We start from the raw sequence: 16,760 nt of genomic DNA, 5'->3' as shown, positions 1-16,760 counted from the left end.
CGCCGCTCACAGCACGGTGGAGGCTTCCGCCGGCGAGTGGCTGAGCGCGTGGGCCATGTATTCCAAGGCGTGGCGCACCTTGTCGCGGCTGACCGGGCCGCCGAGGCAGACGCGGGCGGCCTCCGGCGGGTTGCCGTCGACGCAGAAGGCGTCGCTCGCCACGATGCCGATGCCGGTGGCCTGCATGTGGCCGACGAAAGCCGATCTCGTCCACGGCGCGGGCAGTTCCACCCAGAGGTTGAAGCTGAGCGGATCGGCGCGGAAGGTGCCGGCGGGGAGGATCTGGCTCGCCATCGCCTGCCGGGCGCCGGTCTCGGCGCGGATGAAGCGCAGGATGGTGTCGGCGGTGCCGTCCTCGATCCAGCGGGTGGCCAGCGCCACGGTGAGCGGGGAAGCCATGACGTTGGCCGCCCGCAGCGCCGCCGCGAACGGCCAGCCGGCCCGCGCCTCGGGGGCGATCACATAGGCCGCGCGCAGGCCCGCGCCGATGCATTTGGCGAGGCCCGCCACATGCCAGGTGAGATCCGGGGCCATGGCGGCGAGCGGCGGCAGGCCGTGGGCGGGGATGAAGCCGTAGGCGTCGTCCTCGACGATCTTGAGCCCCACCCGCCGGGCCACCGCGACGATGGCGGCGCGCCGCGCCTCGGGAATGGTCAGCGTGGTCGGGTTCTGCAAGGTGGGGTTGAGGTAGAGCGCCTTGGGCTTCAGCCGCTTCACCGCATCCGCCAGGGCGTCGGGGTCGATGCCGTCCGCGTCCATGGGCAGGCCCACCAGCCGGATGCCGAGCTGGGCGGCGATGGAGCGGGCGCCGGGATAGGTCAGCGCCTCGCACAGGATGACGTCGCCGGGCTTGGCCAGCAGCTGGAAGATGCCCACCAGCGCGGCATGGGCGCCGGGGGTGACGAACACCCGCTCCTGCGCCGGCACCAGCGCGCGGCGGCCGAGCCAGGCGGAGGCGGCGTCCTTGTCCGCCGGGGCGCCGCCGAAGCTCTGGTAGCGCAAGAGCGCCACGAGATCGCGGCCGACCTCCGCCAGCCCCTCCTGCATGCGCGCGATCAATTCGGGATCGTCCGGCTCCGGCGGCAGGTTCATGGTCAGGTCGACGAGGTCCGGCCGCAGGGTGCGCCCGCGCGGCTCGGCCTTGGGCAGGCCGCGCACGAAGGTGCCCTGGCCGACGCGGCTTTCCACCAGGCCGCGCTTCTGCGCCTCCACATAGCCGCGGGCGACGGTGGTGAAGTCGATGTCCAGCCGGCCGGCGAGCTTGCGCTGCGGCGGCAGGCGGTCGCCCACCGAGAGGCGCCCGGCGCGGATGTCCTCGGCGATGAGGTCGGCGATGGCGAGGTAGCGCGGCTTGTCGCTGCGCGTCAGGTCCGGCGTCCAGTCCAGCATGTGCGTCTTCGTCTTGTGCGCGGTCCGGCATTCCGCCGGGGCGAAATTGACTGTATAGTGTTGCATCGCAGCCGTGTCACGTCTCCGGCCGCTGCGGCATGGCGTCTTGTCGCGTCCGACGCCCCGTCATTTGCGCATCAAATATGCAACAGACTGGCGCCCGCGCGGGCATCCGCTTATCCCGCAGGCAACGCCCGGCAACGCTTTAGGTCCGTTTTATTGAATGTATTTTTGAATGCATTCATTGAACCGCAATGCCTGCATCGAAGGGCCGCGCAACTGGCACATTGATTGCAAAACTCTCCATCGACCGCCCCAGGACGAGCCGCCCGCGGTCCTGCAACATGGAGAGAGTGATGCCCGCCGTGACCGCCCCCGCCCACCAGAAGGGTGATTTCTTCGTCGATTACGAGGACAAGAAGTTCGAGGACGTGAAAGCCCAGCCGGGCGAGAAGGCCCTCGTCACCTTCCACACGGTGGCGTTCGAAGGCTCCATCGGCTTCGTCAACCTGCTCCAGGCCACCCGCCTCAAGCGCAAGGGCTTCGAGACCTCCATCCTGCTCTACGGCCCCGGCGTCACGCTCGGCGTGCAGCGCGGCTTCCCCAAGCTCGGCGACGAGGCCTTCCCCGGCCACATGAACTTCAACAACCAGATCACCAAGTTCATCGAGGAAGGCGGCAAGGTCTATGCCTGCCGCTTCGCGCTCCAGGCGCTCTACGGCCATGGTGAGCCCTCGCTCATCCCCGGCATCGTCCCGATCAGCCCGCTGGACGTGCTCGACCTGGTGCTGCTGCACCGGCGCGACAACGCCTTCATCCTCGACACCTGGACGCTCTGAGGATCGCCCCAAGCGACAGGTCCCCTCTCCCGCAAGCGGGAGAGGGCTTCCGTCCCGCCACCAACGGAGAAGAGGATGCACACCCCCGAGAAGCGCATCGTCCGCGCCGCCGCGGCGCAGATCGCGCCCGATCTCGACGACGGCATGGGCACGCTGGAGCGCGTGCTCGCCGCCCTCAAGGAGGCGGCAGGCAAGGGCGTGGAATTCATCGTCTTCCCCGAGACGCTCCTGCCCTGGTATCCCTATTTCTCCTTCATCGCCCCGCCGGTGCTCACCAGCGCCGAGCACATGCGGCTCTACGAGCATGCCGTCACCGTGCCCGGCCCGGTGACGGAGGCCCTCTCCGCCGCCGCCCGCCGCTTCGGCATGGTGGTGGTGGTCGGCATCAACGAGCGCGACCACGGCTCGCTTTACAACGCGCAGCTGATCTTCGACGCCGACGGGTCGCTCAAGCTCAAGCGCCGCAAGATCACCCCCACCTTCCACGAGCGCATGATCTGGGGCCAGGGCGACGGCGCCGGGCTTCAGGTGGTGGACACCAAGGTCGGCCGCGTCGGCGCGCTGGCCTGCTGGGAGCATTACAATCCCCTCGCCCGCTACGCCTTGATGGCGCAGCACGAGGAGATCCACGCCGCGCAATTCCCCGGCTCCATGGTCGGCCCCATCTTCGCCGAGCAGATGGAAGTGACCATCCGCCACCATGCGCTGGAGAGCGGCTGCTTCGTGGTCAACGCCACCGGCTGGCTCACCGAGGGCCAGATCGCCCGCATCTCGCCCGACGAGAAGCTGCGCCGCGCGCTGACCGGCGGCTGCATGACCGCCATCGTCAGCCCGGAAGGCAGCCATCTTGTGCCGCCGCTCACCAGTGGGGAAGGCCTGCTGGTGGCCGATCTCGACATGAGCCTCATCACCAAGCGCAAGCGCATGATGGACAGCGTCGGCCATTACGCCCGGCCGGAGCTGCTCAGCCTCCATATCGACACCCGCCCGGCGCAGCCCATGCAACCGGCCGCCGTCCAGCCCTTCTTCGGGAGCCGTAGCGATGAAGCAGACGCATCCGACCGCCGCCCCCATCAGCCCTCTGCCGACGGCGGAGCTGATGACCGAATTGCAGTCCTACGGGGTCCGGCTCGCTGATCCCGACGCCGGGGCGCAGAGCCGGCGCGGCGGCGCCGGCCCCTCCGACCACAAGGCCATGACGCTGGACGGCATGACCATCATGGTCCCCGTCCACACCGCGCCGGCGGCCCAGAGCCCGTTCGAGATCGCCCAGGTGCCAAGCGGCGCCACGCGCATCCTGCGCGACGGCCTGCCGCTGGCGGAGGTCTCCTTCCCCCGCCGCCCGCGCTTCTACGACCTCGTCTCCACCGACGGCGTGCCCTATTGGAAGATCGCCACCCTGCACGGCCGCGACGTGCTCGCCACCACCGTGTTGCAGGAGTGCGTGCGCTACCAGAGCCGGGCCAAGACCTGCCAGTTCTGCGCCATCGGCCAGTCGCTGGCCGCCGGGCGCACCATTGCCCGCAAGACGCCGCAGCAGCTCGCCGAGGTGGCGAAGGCCGCCGTGGCGCTGGACGGCGTGACCCACATGGTGATGACCACCGGCACCCCGCCCGGCAAGGATCGCGGCTGCGCGGTGCTGGCCGAGAGCGCCGCCGCCGTGAAGGCCGCCGTGGACCTGCCCATCCAGGTGCAATGCGAGCCGCCGGACGACGACGCGTGGTTCGCCCGCATGAAGGAAGCGGGCGCAGATTCGCTCGGCATGCATCTGGAAGCCGTGACGCCGGAGGTGCGCGCCCGCATCATGCCCGGCAAGGCGCAGGTGCCGATCGAGCGCTATCTTTCCGCATTCGAGGCCGCCGTGCCGGTGTTCGGCAAGGGGCAGGTCTCCACCTACATCCTCGCCGGGCTGGGCGACACGCGCGAAGCCATCCTCGCCATGTGCGAGGCTCTGCTGGCGCGCGGCGTCTATCCCTTCGTGGTGCCGTTCGTGCCCATCTCCGGCACGCCGCTGGAGCACCATCCCGCGCCCCAGCCCGCCTTCATGAAATCCGTGCTCCAGCCGCTGGCGGACATGGTGCGCGCGGCGGGCCTTCGGGCCACCGACATCAAGGCCGGCTGCGGCAAGTGCGGCGCCTGCTCGGCGCTCTCCACCTATGAGCGGGGGATCGGCTGATGTTCGATGCCTTCAAGCCGTTCACGGCGGCCGAGTTCCAGGTGAAGTTCGCCACCGAGGGCTGGGAGCGGGCCGGCGCCAGCGCCTTGCGCAGACAGGTCTTCTGCGGCGAGCAGGGGCTATTTTCGGGCGATGACCGCGACGCCATCGATGACGCCGCCATTCCCATCGTCGCGCTCTCGCTGTGGGGCGTGGCGGCGGATGCGGTGGTGGGTACCGTGCGCATCCACGAGGCCGAGCCCGGCACGTGGTGGGGCTCGCGCCTCGCGGTGGCGGAGGACTATCGCCATGTGGGCACGCTCGGCGCCTCGCTCATCCGCCTCGCCGTCTCCTCCGCCCATGCGCGCGGCTGCCGGCGCTTCCTCGCTCATGTGCAGAGCCAGAACGCGCTGCTGTTCCGCCGCCTGCGCTGGCGCACGCTGGAGGAGATCGAGCTGGTGGGCCGCCCGCACCATCTGATGGAGGCGGACCTCAGCTACTATCCGCCGTTCGCCGCCGCCGAGACCGGTTTCCTCGCCTTTCCCCGGCGGGCGGCCTGATGGACCGCGCCCTCGCCAGCCTCGCGGACACGCTGCGCGCAAGCGCCGGCCTTGCCAGCAAGGCGGACATCGCTGCCGTCGCCGCCCGCCTCGGCCTGAATGGCGCGGGCGCGGTGCCGGTGGGCGATGATTGCGCCGCCATTCCCGATGGCGACGGCTTCCTGCTGCTGGCCATCGAGGGCTTCATGAACGCCTTCGTGGCGGGGGACCCGTGGTTCGCCGGCTGGTGCGGGGTGATGGTGAACGCCTCCGACATCGCCGCCATGGGCGGGCGCCCGCTCGCCGTGGTGGATGCGGTGTGGGCCGATGGCGAAGCGGGCGCGCAGCCGGTGCTGGAGGGCCTGGCCGCCGCTTCCGCCGCCTTCGGCATTCCGGTGGTGGGCGGGCATACCAATATCCGCAGCGATCGCGGCCAGCTCTCCGTCGCCATCCTCGGCCGGGCGAAGCGCCTGCTCACCAGCTTCGACGCCCAGCCGGGGCAGGCGCTGGTGGCGGCCATCGACCTGCGCGGGCGCTATCGCGAACCCTTCTCCAACTGGGAGGCCGCCACCGACGCCCCGCCGGCGCGGCTGCGCGGCGACATGGAGCTGCTGCCCGAGATCGCGGAAGCCGGCCTGTCGCGCGCGGCCAAGGACATCAGCCAGGGCGGCGTGATCGGCACCGCCGCCATGCTGGCGGAGACCTCCGGCGTCGGCGCGCGCATCGATCCCGACGCGGTGCCCCGGCCCGAGGGGGTGGATCCCGCCCGCTGGCTGACCACCTTCCCCAGCTACGGCTATCTCTTCGCCGCCGATCCCGCCGACGTGCCGGCGCTCACCGCGCGCTTTTCCGGGCGCGGCATCGCCGCCGCCGCCATCGGCACGGTGACGGCCGAGCTGCAGGTGGTGATCGCGCGCGGCGCCGCGCGGGAGGTGATCTGGGACTTCTCCCGCCGTCCCCTGCTCGGCTGCGCGCCCGCGGGAGCCGCCGCATGAGCCTCTCCATCGCCCTCCTTACCCATTCCACCAACCCGCGCGGCGGGGTGGTCCATGCGCTGGAGCTGGGCGAGGCGCTGACGCGCCTTGGCCAGTCCGCCTGCGTCCACGCCCCCGACGCCGGCGGCCGGGGCTTCTTCCGCCCCGCCGCCTGCGTCACGGCGAGCGTGCCCGCGCGTCCGGTCGCCGGCGACACCACCGCGCTGGTGGCGGCGCGCATCGCCGATTACGTGGCCCATTTCGAGCATCCCGCGCACCGGCGCTTCGATGTCTTCCACGCCCAGGACGGCATCTCCGGCAATGCGCTGGCGACGCTGAAGGCGCGCGGCCTCATTCCCGGCTTCGCCCGCACAATCCACCACATGGACGCCTTCGCCGACCCGGTGCTGAACGACCTCCAGCACCGCTCCATCGCGCAGGCCGACGCGCTGTTCGTGGTCAGCCGGGCATGGCGGGAGCGCATCGCCGAGGTGTTCGGCCGCGATGCGACGCTGGTGGGCAACGGGGTGGACACCGCCCGCTTCTCCCCCGCGCCCGACGGCCGCGAGGCGGGCCTGCGCGCCCGGCTCGGGCTCGGGGCGGGGCCGGTGATCCTGGCGGTGGGCGGCATCGAGCAGCGCAAGAACACGCTGGCCATCCTCAACGCCTTCATCCAGCTGCGCGCGCTGCATCCCGCCGCGCAACTGGTGATCGCCGGGGGCGCTTCGCTGCTGGACCATGACGCCTACCGCCAGGCCTTCCGCCATGCGCTGCGGGCAAGCCCGCTGCCGCCGGGCGCGGTCGTCGTCACCGGGCCGCTGGCGCAGGACGACATGCCGGCGCTCTACCGCATCGCCGATGCGCTGGCCTTCCCCTCGCTGAAGGAGGGCTTCGGCCTGGTGGTGCTGGAGGCGATGGCCAGCGGCATCCCGGTGGTGGCGCCGGCCATCGCCCCCTTCACCGAATATCTCGGCCCCGGCGACGTGGCGTGGTGCGACCCGACTGCCGCCCGGTCCATCGCCGACGCGCTCGCCGCCGCCCTTACCCCCGCCCTGCGGCGCCGCCTGGTGGCGGCGGGCGCCCGCGTCGCCCGCGCCCATGGCTGGGACGCCACCGCCGCCGCGCATCTGGCGGCCTATGACCATCTCGCGGAGCCCGCTCATGCCTGAAATGCGCTTCCACATCCGCTGGCCCGACGGGCGCGCGGAGGCCTGCTATTCGCCCTCGCTGGTGATCAAGGACTATTTCGCCCCCGGCGAGACCTATGCGCTGGCGGACTTCCTCAATCGCAGCCGCGCCGCGCTGACCATCGCCAGCGACCGGGTGAAGGCCAGATACGGCATGCCCTGCTCGCTCGCCCTCGGCCAGCTGGCCCGCATCGAGGCGGCGGGCGCCGCCTTTTCCAACACGCCCGATCCCCGCGTCCATGTGGACGCCTTCGAGGAATGACCCGCGCGCCCGCGCGACGCGAGACCAGGAGAGAGACCATGCCCGAGGCAGCGAGTGAAACGGTTCCCCATCACGCCGTCGTCGTCATCGGCGGCGGACAGGGGGGCCTGTCCATCAGCCATTATCTGAAGGCCGCGAAGCTCGATCACGTGGTGTTCGAGAAGGACGTGGCCATGGGCGCGTGGTCCAAGCAGCGCTGGGACAATTTCTGCCTCGTCACGCCCAACTGGCAGTGCGCCCTGCCCGGCCACCCCTATGACGGGCCGGAGCCGGACGGCTTCATGAAGAAGGACGAGATCATCGCCTATCTCGACGCCTTCCGGCGCAAGGTGGACGCCCCCCTGCGCGAGGGCGTGGCGGTCCGCCGCGTGAAGCCCCGCGCCGGCGGCGGCTTCGAAGTGACGACCAGCGCCGGCACGGTGACAGCCGACCAGGTGGTGGCGACCTCCGGCGGCTACCACACCCCCATCGTCCCGCGCTTCGCTGAGCGCCTGCCCAAGTCCATCCGCCAGATCCATTCCGAGCAGTATCGCAATGCCCAGGCCCTGCCCGAAGGCGAGGTGCTGGTGGTGGGCTCCGGCCAATCCGGCGCGCAGATCGCCGAGGACCTGCACCTCGCCGGCCGCAAGGTGCATCTGGCGGTGGGCGACGCGCCGCGCTGCGCCCGTTTCTATCGCGGCAAGGACGTGGTCACCTGGCTGGCGGACATGGGCTATTACGACATGCCCGTGGAGCGCCACCCCCTGCGCGAGGGGGTGCGCGACAACACCAACCATTATGTCACCGGCCGCGACGGCGGGCGCGACATCGACCTGCGCCGGTTCGCCTTGGAGGGCATGCGCCTCTACGGCCTGCTGGACGCGCTGGACGGCACCACGCTGACCTTCGCTCCCACCCTCACCGCATCGCTGGACGAGGCGGACCGGGTCTATAACGGCATCAACGCCGCCATCGATAAGTACATCGCGGAGAACGGCATCGACGCCCCGCCGTCCTCCGTCTACACGCCGGTGTGGGCCCCGGAGACCGAGCCGGCGGCGCTCGACCTGGAGGCGGCCGGCATCACCGCCATCATCTGGTGCATCGGCTTCCAGCCGGATTTCCGCTGGCTGGACGCGCCGGTGTTCAACGGCGCGGGCCATCCCCAGCATCATCGCGGCGTCACGCAGGTGCCGGGGGTCTATTTCCTCGGCCTGCCCTGGCTGCACACCTGGGGCTCCGGCCGCTTCTCCGGCATCGACCGCGACGCGCGCTACGTGGGCGAGCGCATCGCCGAGCTCGCCAACGGCGAAGCCCCGCGCCTGATGGCGGCGGGCTGAGCGGTGAGCCTCATCCCCTTCCCCCGCCGCAGCCCCGCCGGGGCGGCCCGCTTGCCCGCGCCGGAGCCGCTGGCGCCGCGCGTGCTGGTGGGCATGCCGCACCTCGCCCTGGGCGGCCTGTCGGAAACCTGGCTGCTGAAGGAATGCGGCCACCGCCACTGGTTCCTGCTGGCGCAGGCGGCGGGCGAGGGGGTGCCGGACTTCCGCGACGCGGACGGTGCGCCGGTCTATGCCGCCTTCTGCGGCGCCAGCATCGCGCGCGGGCGGCTCGATCTGGTGGCGGAGAACGACACGCTGGCGTTCGCCTCCTCGCTCGCCCGCATCTCGGCGACGCAGTTCGCCAGCCGCCATGTTGTCACCCTCGGCGAGGAGACGGTGGCGGAGGTGGAACTGGTCTCGGTGTTCGTGAAGCGGCTGGAGCCGGGGCGCAACCGGCAGGTGGCGCGGGTGCGCCCGCAGGGCCTGCCGCCGCTCGGCCCCGGCGCGGTGAGCCGCACCTCCGCGCTCGCCGCCGCCTTGCGCGGCGGGCGCTGGGACACCCACATGGGCTTTGCCCGCGACGGCGCGCGCGAGACCGCCCGCCTCCTCATCAACCCCTGCCCGTCGCAGGATTTCAACGGCGCCCACTTCCTCTATTTCGCCGCCTTCCAGGCCTTCGCCGACCGCGCCGAATGGGAATGGCTGGGGCTCCCGCCGGCCACGGTGACGCTGGCGCGGGACATTCTCTATTTCGGCAATATCGAGCCGGGCGAGCGGCTGTCCGCCTGCCTGCTGGGCCACGCCCGCGAGGGGCGGGAGACCCGCCACTGGCTGCGCCTGGAGCGCGAGGACGGCGCGCGGCTGGCGGACATCTTCACCCGCCGCCGCGCGCCCTGAAGCACCCCGCCTATTGCTTCTCGATGCCCGCCTTGTCGATCACCGCCGTCCATTTGGCGATGTCGGAGGCGAGGCGCGCGCCCAGCTCCTGCGGCGTGCTCGCCTTCGCCTCGATGCCGAGGTCGAGCAGCTTCTTCTTCACCTCCGGCAGGGCCACCACCTCGCGGATCGCCGCGTTCAGCGTGGCGATGACCTCCTGCGGCGTGCCGGCGGGGGCGAAGATGGCGTTCCAGGAGGTGACGTCGAACCCCTTCACCCCGCTCTCGTCCACCGTCACCAGATCCGGCGTCACCGCCGAGCGCGCCGGGCCGGACGAGGCGAGGGCGCGGATCTTCTTGTCCGCCATCATCGCCCGGGCAGAGGCGTAGCTGTCGATCATCAGATCAACATCGGCCCTGGTGGTGGCGATGACGAGGTCCGGCGTGGTCTTGTAGGGCACGATGGTGAAATCGATGCCGGCCATGGACTTGAACAGCTCGGCGGAGAGATTCTGGCTGGAGCCCACATTCACCGTGCCGACGTTCAGCACGCCGGGATTGGCCTTGGCGAAGGCCACCAGATCCCGCACCGATTGGTATTTGGACGCGCCGTTGGTGAGGAACAGGAAGTCGAAAGTGCCGAGCGAGGAGACCGGGGCGAAATCCTTCACCGGATTGAACGGCAGCTTCTTGAACAAGGGCACCGAGATGGCCGTGCCGTTGGTGAGCAGCACCAGTGTATAGCCGTCGGCGGTGGCCTGGAGCGCGGAGCGCGCGGCGGTGATGCCGCCGGCGCCCGGCTGGTTGTCGATGACGAACTGCTGGCCGAGCTTCTCGGTCAGCTTTTCCGCCACCACGCGCACGGTGATGTCGGCGATGCCGCCGGGGCCGAACGGCACCAGGATGCGCACCGGGCGGGTGGGATAGGCGGTCTGGGCGGAGGCGGTGGCAAGGAAAGCGGGCACGAGGCAGATTGCCAGCGCGAGCGCCACTGCGCAGCCGGCGGCGATCCGGGCGAACGGGTTCATGGTCTTCCTCCCTGAGGTGGGGCGGCGCCGGTATCCTCCGGCGTCCGTCGTCGTGTCCGCGCGCTCAGAGCCTGATCCGACCAGGTTGAACCAACCTGATCGGTTAATCAGTCTCTCACGTGTTGTTGGAGAGCGATTCACGACCCGCATCGGAGCACCGACGTGCTTCGAGGCGGGTCGATCGCCCTCTAGAGCATTTCTCCGTTTCTTCGAATCGGTGAAATTCTCTATCTACTTGTTTGATCGCGTTTTCTTCACGCGAACCGGAATCCACTTCGCTCGAAAACGCTCTAGCCGTCCGCGTCCGGCAGATCGTCCACATAGACGAGGCCCGCCGCCGCCAGCGGTTCGCGCATCTTGTACATGTCGAGGCCGAGCACACCGGAGGCGAGCTTCGCCCGCTTCTCGCCCTCGTTGGCCTCGCGGGCGGCGGCCTTCTCCGCCACCTCGGCGGCGCGGGCGCGCGGCACCACGACGACGCCGTCGTCATCCGCCACCACCACGTCGCCGGCCTCGACCAGCGCCCCGGCGCAGACCACCGGCACGTTGACGCTGCCGACGGTGGCCTTCACCGTGCCCTTGGCGGAGATGGCGCGCGGCCACACCGGGAAGCCCATCTCGGTCAGGGTCTTCACGTCGCGGCAGCCGGCGTCGATGACGAGGCCGACCGCGCCGCGCGCCTTGAACGAGGTGGCCAGAAGGTCGCCGAACATGCCGTCGGTATTGTCGGTGGTGCAGGCCACCACCACGATGTCGCCGGGCTTAATCTGCTCGGCGGCCACGTGGAGCATCCAGTTGTCGCCCGGCTGGGCGAGCACGGTGATGGCGCTGCCGGCCACCTGCGCGCCGGCATAGATCGGCCGCATGTAGGGCTTCATCAGCCCGATGCGGCCCATGGCCTCGTGCACCGTGGCCGAGCCGAAGCCGGCCAGCTGGTCGATCACCGCCCCATCGGCGCGGCGGACGTTGCGGACGACGAGGCCGGTCATGCCAATTCCTCCAGCACCATGGGGAACAGGCGCTGATAGGCTTCGCCATAGGTCATGGCCCGGCCGGAGTTGCGGCCGCCCTGCATGCCCCGGTTCAGCGCCACGCGGGTGTAATACTCCCAGAGGTGCTTCTGCGCCGCCAGCACCTCGAACGCCTTGCGCTTCACCTCCCACACGTCGTCGATATTGAGGATGACGTTGGGCTTGTAGTCGCACTGCTCCGGCTGGTGCGGCTCGAACAGGAACACCGGCGGGGCGGCATAGGCGCGGGCCGGGTCCGGCTTGTGGCCGGCCGCCTGGGCGATGATGCGGGCCTCCTGGGCGAGGCGGGTCGCCTCCGGATGGTCCACATTGTAGGGATCGTTCAGCGAGTGGGTGAGGACGAAGGCCGGCGCCTCCTCGCGATAGATGTCGATCAGCCGATCAAGAATGGCCTCGGTGCCGCGCAGCGGATAGTCGCCGGCATCGAAGAACTCGATCTCGGCCCCGAGGATGCCGGCCGCCTCGGCGGCTTCCGCCTTGCGCTGGGCCTTGACGTCCTCCAGCTTCACGCCGGCGGTCTTCCAGGCCCACTGGCTCTCGCCGCGCTCGCCATACGACAGGCAGGCGATCTTCACCTTGTAGCCCTTGCGCGCATGCAGGGCGATGGCGCCGCCCGCGCGCCAGACGAAATCGCCCGGATGGGCGGTGATGACGAGGGCCGACTTCTGGTGCGACATGGTGTTCTCAGCCTTTTATCAAACAGGACCGGCGCCGGCTCATTCGGCGGCGGCGGACAGGGCGGACGCGGCGGCGATGACGCCGGGGCGCACGAACACCCGCCCGTCGAACAGCGGGCGGGCGGTGCGCAGAAGCCCGGCGCGCAGCACCTCGGGGGCCTCCGCCGTGCCGCCCAGTTCGAGCCGCACGGAGAATTCCCCGGTGGGATGCTCCACCGAGAGCGTCTTCACCGGCCCGTCCGGCATCACCGCCACGGCGGCGGCGGGCGTGCCGGGCAGCGCGCAGGCGGTGGCCACCGTGACCGCCGCGAACACGCCGATGGAGGCGTGGCATTCATGCGGGATGAAGCTGCGGGTGGAGATCGCGCCGCCCGCCTTGGGCGGCGCCACCAGGATCATCTTCGGCACCACCTTGGGGCCGACGTCGCCCAGATTCATCAAGGGGCCGGCGGCAAGGCGGATCTCCTCCAGCCGGGCCTTCAGCTCGGTGTCCTTGTCCAGCACGTCGCGCGGCTCGTAGCCGGTGCGGCCGACCGAGGATGCCGCCAGCACCACGCAGGGCATGCCGTTGTCGATCAGCGTCGCCGGAACGCCCGCCACCTCGTCCACCAAATTGCCGGTGGGCAGCAGGGCGCCGCACACCGAGCCCGCCGCGTCGAGGAAGTCGATGGCGATGGGGCTCGCGGTGCCGGGCACGCCGTCGATGCGCGCGTCCCCGCCATAGACCGGCACGCCGTCCGGCGTCTCCACGCTGAGTTCGGCGATGGTGCCGGTGTTGACCGTGCGCACCCGCACCCGCGTGCGCGGCGACGTCGCCGCGATCAGCCCGCGCTCGATGGCGAACGGGGCGATGCCGGCGAGGATGTTGCCGCAATTGGGCGTGGTGTCCACCATCGGCTTGTCCACCACCACCTGGGCGAACAGGAAGTCGATGTCGCAGTCCGCCAGCTCGGAGCGCGAGACGATCGCCACCTTGCTGGTGAGCGGATGCGCACCGCCCACCCCGTCCACCTGGCGCGGATCGGGCGAGCCCATCACCGCCAGCAGGATGGCGTCGCGCTGGGCTTTATCGGCGGGCAGGTCCGAGGCCAGGAAATAGGCCCCCTTGGAGGTGCCGCCGCGGATCAGCATGCAGGGGATGGAGACTTGCGACGACATCAGGCGATCCTCGCGGGTTCGGCGCCCAGCGCCTCGGCGTCCAAATCCTCGCCGTCCAGCACCCGGCGCAGGCGGTCCTCGTCGAGGGCGTTCTCCCACTTGGCGATGGCGATGGTGGCAACCGCGTTGCCGATGAGATTGGTGGGGGTGAGGCCCTCCGACATCAGCCGGTGGATGCCGAGCACCAAAGCGACGCTGGCCACCGGGATGGTGCCGGAGGAGGCGAGCGTCGCCGCCAGCACCACGAACGCCGCCCCGGCGATGCCCGCCGCGCCCTTGGAGGTGAGCAGCAGGATCAGCAGCAGGCCGATCTGGTGGCTGATGTCGAGCGGGGTGTTGGTGGCCTGGGCCAGGAACACGGCGGCGGTCGCCAGATACAGGCAGGTGCCGTCGAGGTTGAACGAATAGCCGGTGGGGATGACGAGGCCGACCACGCTCTCCTCGCAGCCCGCCTTCTCCATCTTCACCAGCATGCGCGGCAGCACGGTCTCCGACGAGGTGGTGGCGAAGACGATCAGGATCTCCTCGCGGATGTAGCGCATCAGCTTGAACAGGCTGAAGCCGCAGATGCGCGCCACCGCGCCCAGCACCACCACCACGAACACGATGCAGGTGACGTAGAAGCAGATCAGCAGATTGCCCAGCGACAGCAGCGAGGAGGCGCCGAACTTGCCGACCGTGAAGGCGATCGCCCCGAAGGCGCCGAGCGGGGCCGCCCACATGACGATGCCCACCACCTGGAACAGCATCTGCGAGACGGTCTCGGTGAGGTCGATGACCGGCTTGCCGCGCGGGCCGAGCCAGGTGAGGCCGAAGCCGCACAGCACGGCGATGAACAGCACCTGGAGCACATGCCCTTCGGTGAACGCCCCGACGAAGGTGTTGGGGATGATGTTCAGCAGGAAGGAGACGGTGTCGGTCTTCTCGGTCTGGGCGATGTAGCCCTTGATGGAGGAGGTATCGACCGTGGACAGGTCCACGTTCATGCCCGCGCCCGGCTGCCACAGATTGACCATGACCAGCGCCAGCGCCAGGGCGATGGTGGTGATGATCTCGAAATAGATCAGCGCCTTGATGGCGACGCGCCCGACCCGCGCCATGTCCGCCATCTTGGCGATGCCGTGCACCACGGTGCAGAAGATGATCGGCCCGATCAGCATGCGGATCGCCTTGATGAAGGCGTCGCCGAGCGGCTGCATCCTGGTGCCGAACTGCGGGTAGTAATGGCCGACCAGGATGCCGATGATCATGGCGGCCACCACCTGCACCCACAATTGGGCATACCAGGCGCGGGCCGGCTTCTTCACCGCCGGCGGCGCGCTCGCGTGACTTAAGGACATGGTTTCCTCCCAGGGACATGCACGCGAACGGGCTGCGCCGCTTCGCCGGCGGTCGGTCAGGCGTCGTTGAAGTCGAACAGGCGGGCCGGGTTCTCCACCAGCACCTTGCGCTGCAGCTCCGGCTCCGGGGCGAACAGCGGGATCAGGTCCACGAGGTCGCCGTCATTGGGCATCACCTTGACGTTGGGGTGCGGCCAGTCGGTGCCCCAGATCACCCGGTCCGGCGCGGTCTCCAGGATCTTGCGCGCGAACGGCACGGCGTCGTGGAACGGCGGGCCCATGGTGGAGACGCGCTCGGCGCCGCAGATCTTCACCCAGCACTTCTCGTCGCGCCGCATCAGGTCGATGAGGGTGCGGAAGGGCAGCTGGTCGAGCCCCTCGCCCGCCTGCACCCGGCCCATGTGGTCGATGGTGTAGGGCACCGGCAGCCGGGCCAGCATGTCGGCATATTGGGGAAGGTCGATGGCGTCGAAATGCAGGTCGATGTGCCAACCGAACGGGGCCACCATGGCGACGATGCGGTCGAACACCGTCATGTCCGGCACGCCGCCGAGATGCCGCACGAAGTTGAACCGGCAGCCGCGGAAGCCGCCGGCGTGCAGCGCCTCGATGCCCTTTTCGTCGATGCTGCCGTCGATGTTGGCCACCGCCCGGTAGCGGCCGTTGGACTGGGCGATGGCGTCCAGCGCCACCCGGTTGTCGGTGCCGTGGACGCTGGCGTTGACGATCACCGCCCGCTCCACGCCGAGAGTGGCGTGCAGCGCCTTGAACGCCGGCAGCGGCGCGTCCGGCGGGGTGTAGGACCGCTTGGGGTCATAGGGATAGACGTCGCCCGGCCCGAAGATGTGGCAGTGGGTGTCGCACGACAGCGGCGGCAGCCTGAAGGCCGGGGTCCGGGTGTGCGGATCGGGGCCGGGGATGGTCTTGATCGTCGCTGCGCCGGAGGTCATTGCACCAGGGGTCATGATGAACCTGAGTGTTGGGTCGGGAACGGGAAAGGCTCAGCTCGCGAAGCCGAACAGGCGGACCGGATTGTCCACCAGCAGCTTCTGCTGCTGCTTCGGGTCGGGCGCAAACTGCGGGATCAGATCCACCAGCACGCCGTCATTGGGCATGGTCTTCACATTGGGGTGCGGCCAGTCGGTGCCCCACAGGCAGCGCTCCGGCGCCGCCGCGATCAGCGCCTGCGCGAACGGCACCGTGTCGAGATAGGGCGCGCCGGTGGCCGACATGCGCTCCGGCCCGGTGATCTTGATCCACGACTTGTCGTCGGTGCGGATCAGCTCCACCAGCGCGGTGAACGGCTTCTGCTCCAGCCCGCCCGCCGCCTTCACCGTGCCCATGTGGTCGATCACATAGGGCACCGGCAGCTGGCGCAGGATGGGCACGAACTCGGCGATGATCTCGGGTTCGAGATAGAGGTCCACGTGCCAGCCGTAGCCCTTGATCTTGTCCACCACGGCATTGAACTTGGCCATGTCCGGGCGCCCGCCGAGGCGGCCGAGGAAGGTGAAGCGGCAGCCCTTGATGCCGCCCTCGGTCAGCGCCAGAAGCTCCTTGTCGGTGATGGTCTCGTCCACATTGGCGATGCCCTTGTAGGCGCCGTTGCTCTGGGCGATGGCGTCGGTGATCACCCGGTTGTCGCGCCCGTGCACGGTGGCGTTGACGATCACCGCGCGGGTGATGCCGATCTTGGCGTGCAGCTCGCGGAACATCTCCAGCGGCGCGTCGGGGGGCGTGTAGCTGCGCGTCTGCGCATAGGGATACTTGCTGTTCGGCCCGAAGATGTGGGTGTGGGTGTCCACCGCGCCCGCCGGCGCCTTGTAGTCCGGCGTCTTGGTGTTGGGGTCCGGCGGCAGGATGGTGGGGGCGGAGGAGGGCGCGGCCGCCTTCTCCTGCGCCTTCTCCTGCGCCTGCGCCAGGGCCGAAAGGCCCGGCAGCCCGGCCGCCGCCGCCGTCAGGCCGGCGAGACAGGCCCGCCGCGAAATCGTGTTCATGGTTTTCTCCC

At 70.0% G+C, this 16,760-nt stretch carries 17 protein-coding genes; 9 read left to right on the top strand and 8 right to left on the bottom strand.

Annotated elements, in window-relative coordinates; all coding sequences use genetic code 11:
* Nucleotides 1-6: 6 nt before the first annotated feature.
* The gene (locus YU1_RS0126210) at nucleotides 7-1,389 is read right to left on the bottom strand and encodes an aminotransferase-like domain-containing protein (RefSeq protein ID WP_029006547.1); all 1,383 of its coding nucleotides are present in this window, start codon (nucleotides 1,387-1,389) and stop codon (nucleotides 7-9) included.
* A gap of 356 nt (nucleotides 1,390-1,745) precedes the next feature.
* Here YU1_RS0126210 and YU1_RS0126205 point away from each other — a divergent pair, with 356 nt between their 5' ends.
* The 9 genes from YU1_RS0126205 (at nucleotide 1,746) to YU1_RS0126165 (ending at nucleotide 9,540) form a co-directional block, all read left to right on the top strand.
* The gene (locus tag YU1_RS0126205; protein WP_029006546.1) at nucleotides 1,746-2,228 is read left to right on the top strand and encodes an MSMEG_0572/Sll0783 family nitrogen starvation response protein; all 483 of its coding nucleotides are present in this window, start codon (nucleotides 1,746-1,748) and stop codon (nucleotides 2,226-2,228) included.
* A 75-nt stretch (nucleotides 2,229-2,303) separates the two neighbouring features.
* Nucleotides 2,304-3,365, top strand: coding sequence for a Nit6803 family nitrilase (locus tag YU1_RS0126200; protein ID WP_029006545.1), 1,062 nt, complete (start codon nucleotides 2,304-2,306; stop codon nucleotides 3,363-3,365).
* A complete protein-coding gene (locus YU1_RS0126195) occupies nucleotides 3,271-4,404 on the top strand; it encodes an MSMEG_0568 family radical SAM protein (protein WP_035716791.1) in 1,134 nt (377 codons plus the stop codon). Before YU1_RS0126200 ends, YU1_RS0126195 begins: the two co-directional genes overlap by 95 nt.
* Nucleotides 4,401-4,943: an MSMEG_0567/Sll0786 family nitrogen starvation N-acetyltransferase gene (locus YU1_RS0126190; RefSeq protein WP_029006543.1), complete on the top strand. Its 543-nt coding sequence runs from the start codon at nucleotides 4,401-4,403 to the stop codon at nucleotides 4,941-4,943. The genes YU1_RS0126195 and YU1_RS0126190 overlap by 4 nt, the downstream gene beginning before the upstream one ends.
* Entirely contained in the window at nucleotides 4,943-5,917 is a 975-nt protein-coding gene (locus YU1_RS0126185) for a sll0787 family AIR synthase-like protein (RefSeq protein WP_035716790.1), read from the top strand. Before YU1_RS0126190 ends, YU1_RS0126185 begins: the two co-directional genes overlap by 1 nt.
* Nucleotides 5,914-7,065 carry an MSMEG_0565 family glycosyltransferase gene (locus tag YU1_RS0126180; protein ID WP_029006541.1) on the top strand — a complete coding sequence of 384 codons (1,152 nt, stop codon included), beginning with the start codon at nucleotides 5,914-5,916 and terminating at the stop codon, nucleotides 7,063-7,065. Before YU1_RS0126185 ends, YU1_RS0126180 begins: the two co-directional genes overlap by 4 nt.
* Nucleotides 7,058-7,345 carry an MSMEG_0570 family nitrogen starvation response protein gene (locus tag YU1_RS0126175; protein ID WP_029006540.1) on the top strand — a complete coding sequence of 96 codons (288 nt, stop codon included), beginning with the start codon at nucleotides 7,058-7,060 and terminating at the stop codon, nucleotides 7,343-7,345. Before YU1_RS0126180 ends, YU1_RS0126175 begins: the two co-directional genes overlap by 8 nt.
* Before the next feature lie 38 nt (nucleotides 7,346-7,383).
* Entirely contained in the window at nucleotides 7,384-8,664 is a 1,281-nt protein-coding gene (locus YU1_RS0126170; protein WP_029006539.1) for an MSMEG_0569 family flavin-dependent oxidoreductase, read from the top strand.
* A 3-nt stretch (nucleotides 8,665-8,667) separates the two neighbouring features.
* Nucleotides 8,668-9,540: a Pnap_2097 family protein gene (locus YU1_RS0126165; RefSeq protein ID WP_051357411.1), complete on the top strand. Its 873-nt coding sequence runs from the start codon at nucleotides 8,668-8,670 to the stop codon at nucleotides 9,538-9,540.
* 10 nt (nucleotides 9,541-9,550) lie between these two features.
* Here YU1_RS0126165 and YU1_RS0126160 read toward each other — a convergent pair whose 3' ends face one another.
* The 7 genes from YU1_RS0126160 to YU1_RS0126130 form a co-directional block, all read right to left on the bottom strand.
* Entirely contained in the window at nucleotides 9,551-10,546 is a 996-nt protein-coding gene (locus YU1_RS0126160; protein ID WP_051357409.1) for a Bug family tripartite tricarboxylate transporter substrate binding protein, read from the bottom strand.
* Between the two features lie 290 nt (nucleotides 10,547-10,836).
* Nucleotides 10,837-11,535, bottom strand: coding sequence for a 4-carboxy-4-hydroxy-2-oxoadipate aldolase/oxaloacetate decarboxylase (locus tag YU1_RS0126155; RefSeq protein ID WP_029006536.1), 699 nt, complete (start codon nucleotides 11,533-11,535; stop codon nucleotides 10,837-10,839).
* Complete coding sequence (locus tag YU1_RS0126150) at nucleotides 11,532-12,254, bottom strand: PIG-L deacetylase family protein (protein WP_029006535.1); 723 nt, start codon at nucleotides 12,252-12,254, stop codon at nucleotides 11,532-11,534. The genes YU1_RS0126155 and YU1_RS0126150 overlap by 4 nt, the downstream gene beginning before the upstream one ends.
* A gap of 39 nt (nucleotides 12,255-12,293) precedes the next feature.
* Complete coding sequence (locus tag YU1_RS0126145) at nucleotides 12,294-13,412, bottom strand: 4-oxalomesaconate tautomerase (protein WP_029006534.1); 1,119 nt, start codon at nucleotides 13,410-13,412, stop codon at nucleotides 12,294-12,296.
* Nucleotides 13,412-14,752, bottom strand: a complete 1,341-nt coding sequence (dctA, locus tag YU1_RS0126140) for a C4-dicarboxylate transporter DctA (RefSeq protein ID WP_029006533.1) — start codon at nucleotides 14,750-14,752, stop codon at nucleotides 13,412-13,414. Before dctA ends, YU1_RS0126145 begins: the two co-directional genes overlap by 1 nt.
* A gap of 56 nt (nucleotides 14,753-14,808) precedes the next feature.
* On the bottom strand, nucleotides 14,809-15,717 hold the full coding sequence (locus tag YU1_RS0126135; protein WP_245263461.1) for an amidohydrolase family protein: 909 nt from the start codon (nucleotides 15,715-15,717) through the stop codon (nucleotides 14,809-14,811).
* Nucleotides 15,718-15,753: 36 nt separating this feature from the next.
* Nucleotides 15,754-16,749: an amidohydrolase family protein gene (locus tag YU1_RS0126130; RefSeq protein ID WP_084540156.1), complete on the bottom strand. Its 996-nt coding sequence runs from the start codon at nucleotides 16,747-16,749 to the stop codon at nucleotides 15,754-15,756.
* Between the last annotated feature and the right edge of the window lie 11 nt (nucleotides 16,750-16,760).

Source organism: Azorhizobium doebereinerae UFLA1-100, assembly GCF_000473085.1.
GTDB lineage: Bacteria > Pseudomonadota > Alphaproteobacteria > Rhizobiales > Xanthobacteraceae > Azorhizobium > Azorhizobium doebereinerae.
The sequence above is the reverse complement of the archived record's forward strand: the minus strand, read 5'-3'. Positions and strand labels throughout refer to the sequence as shown.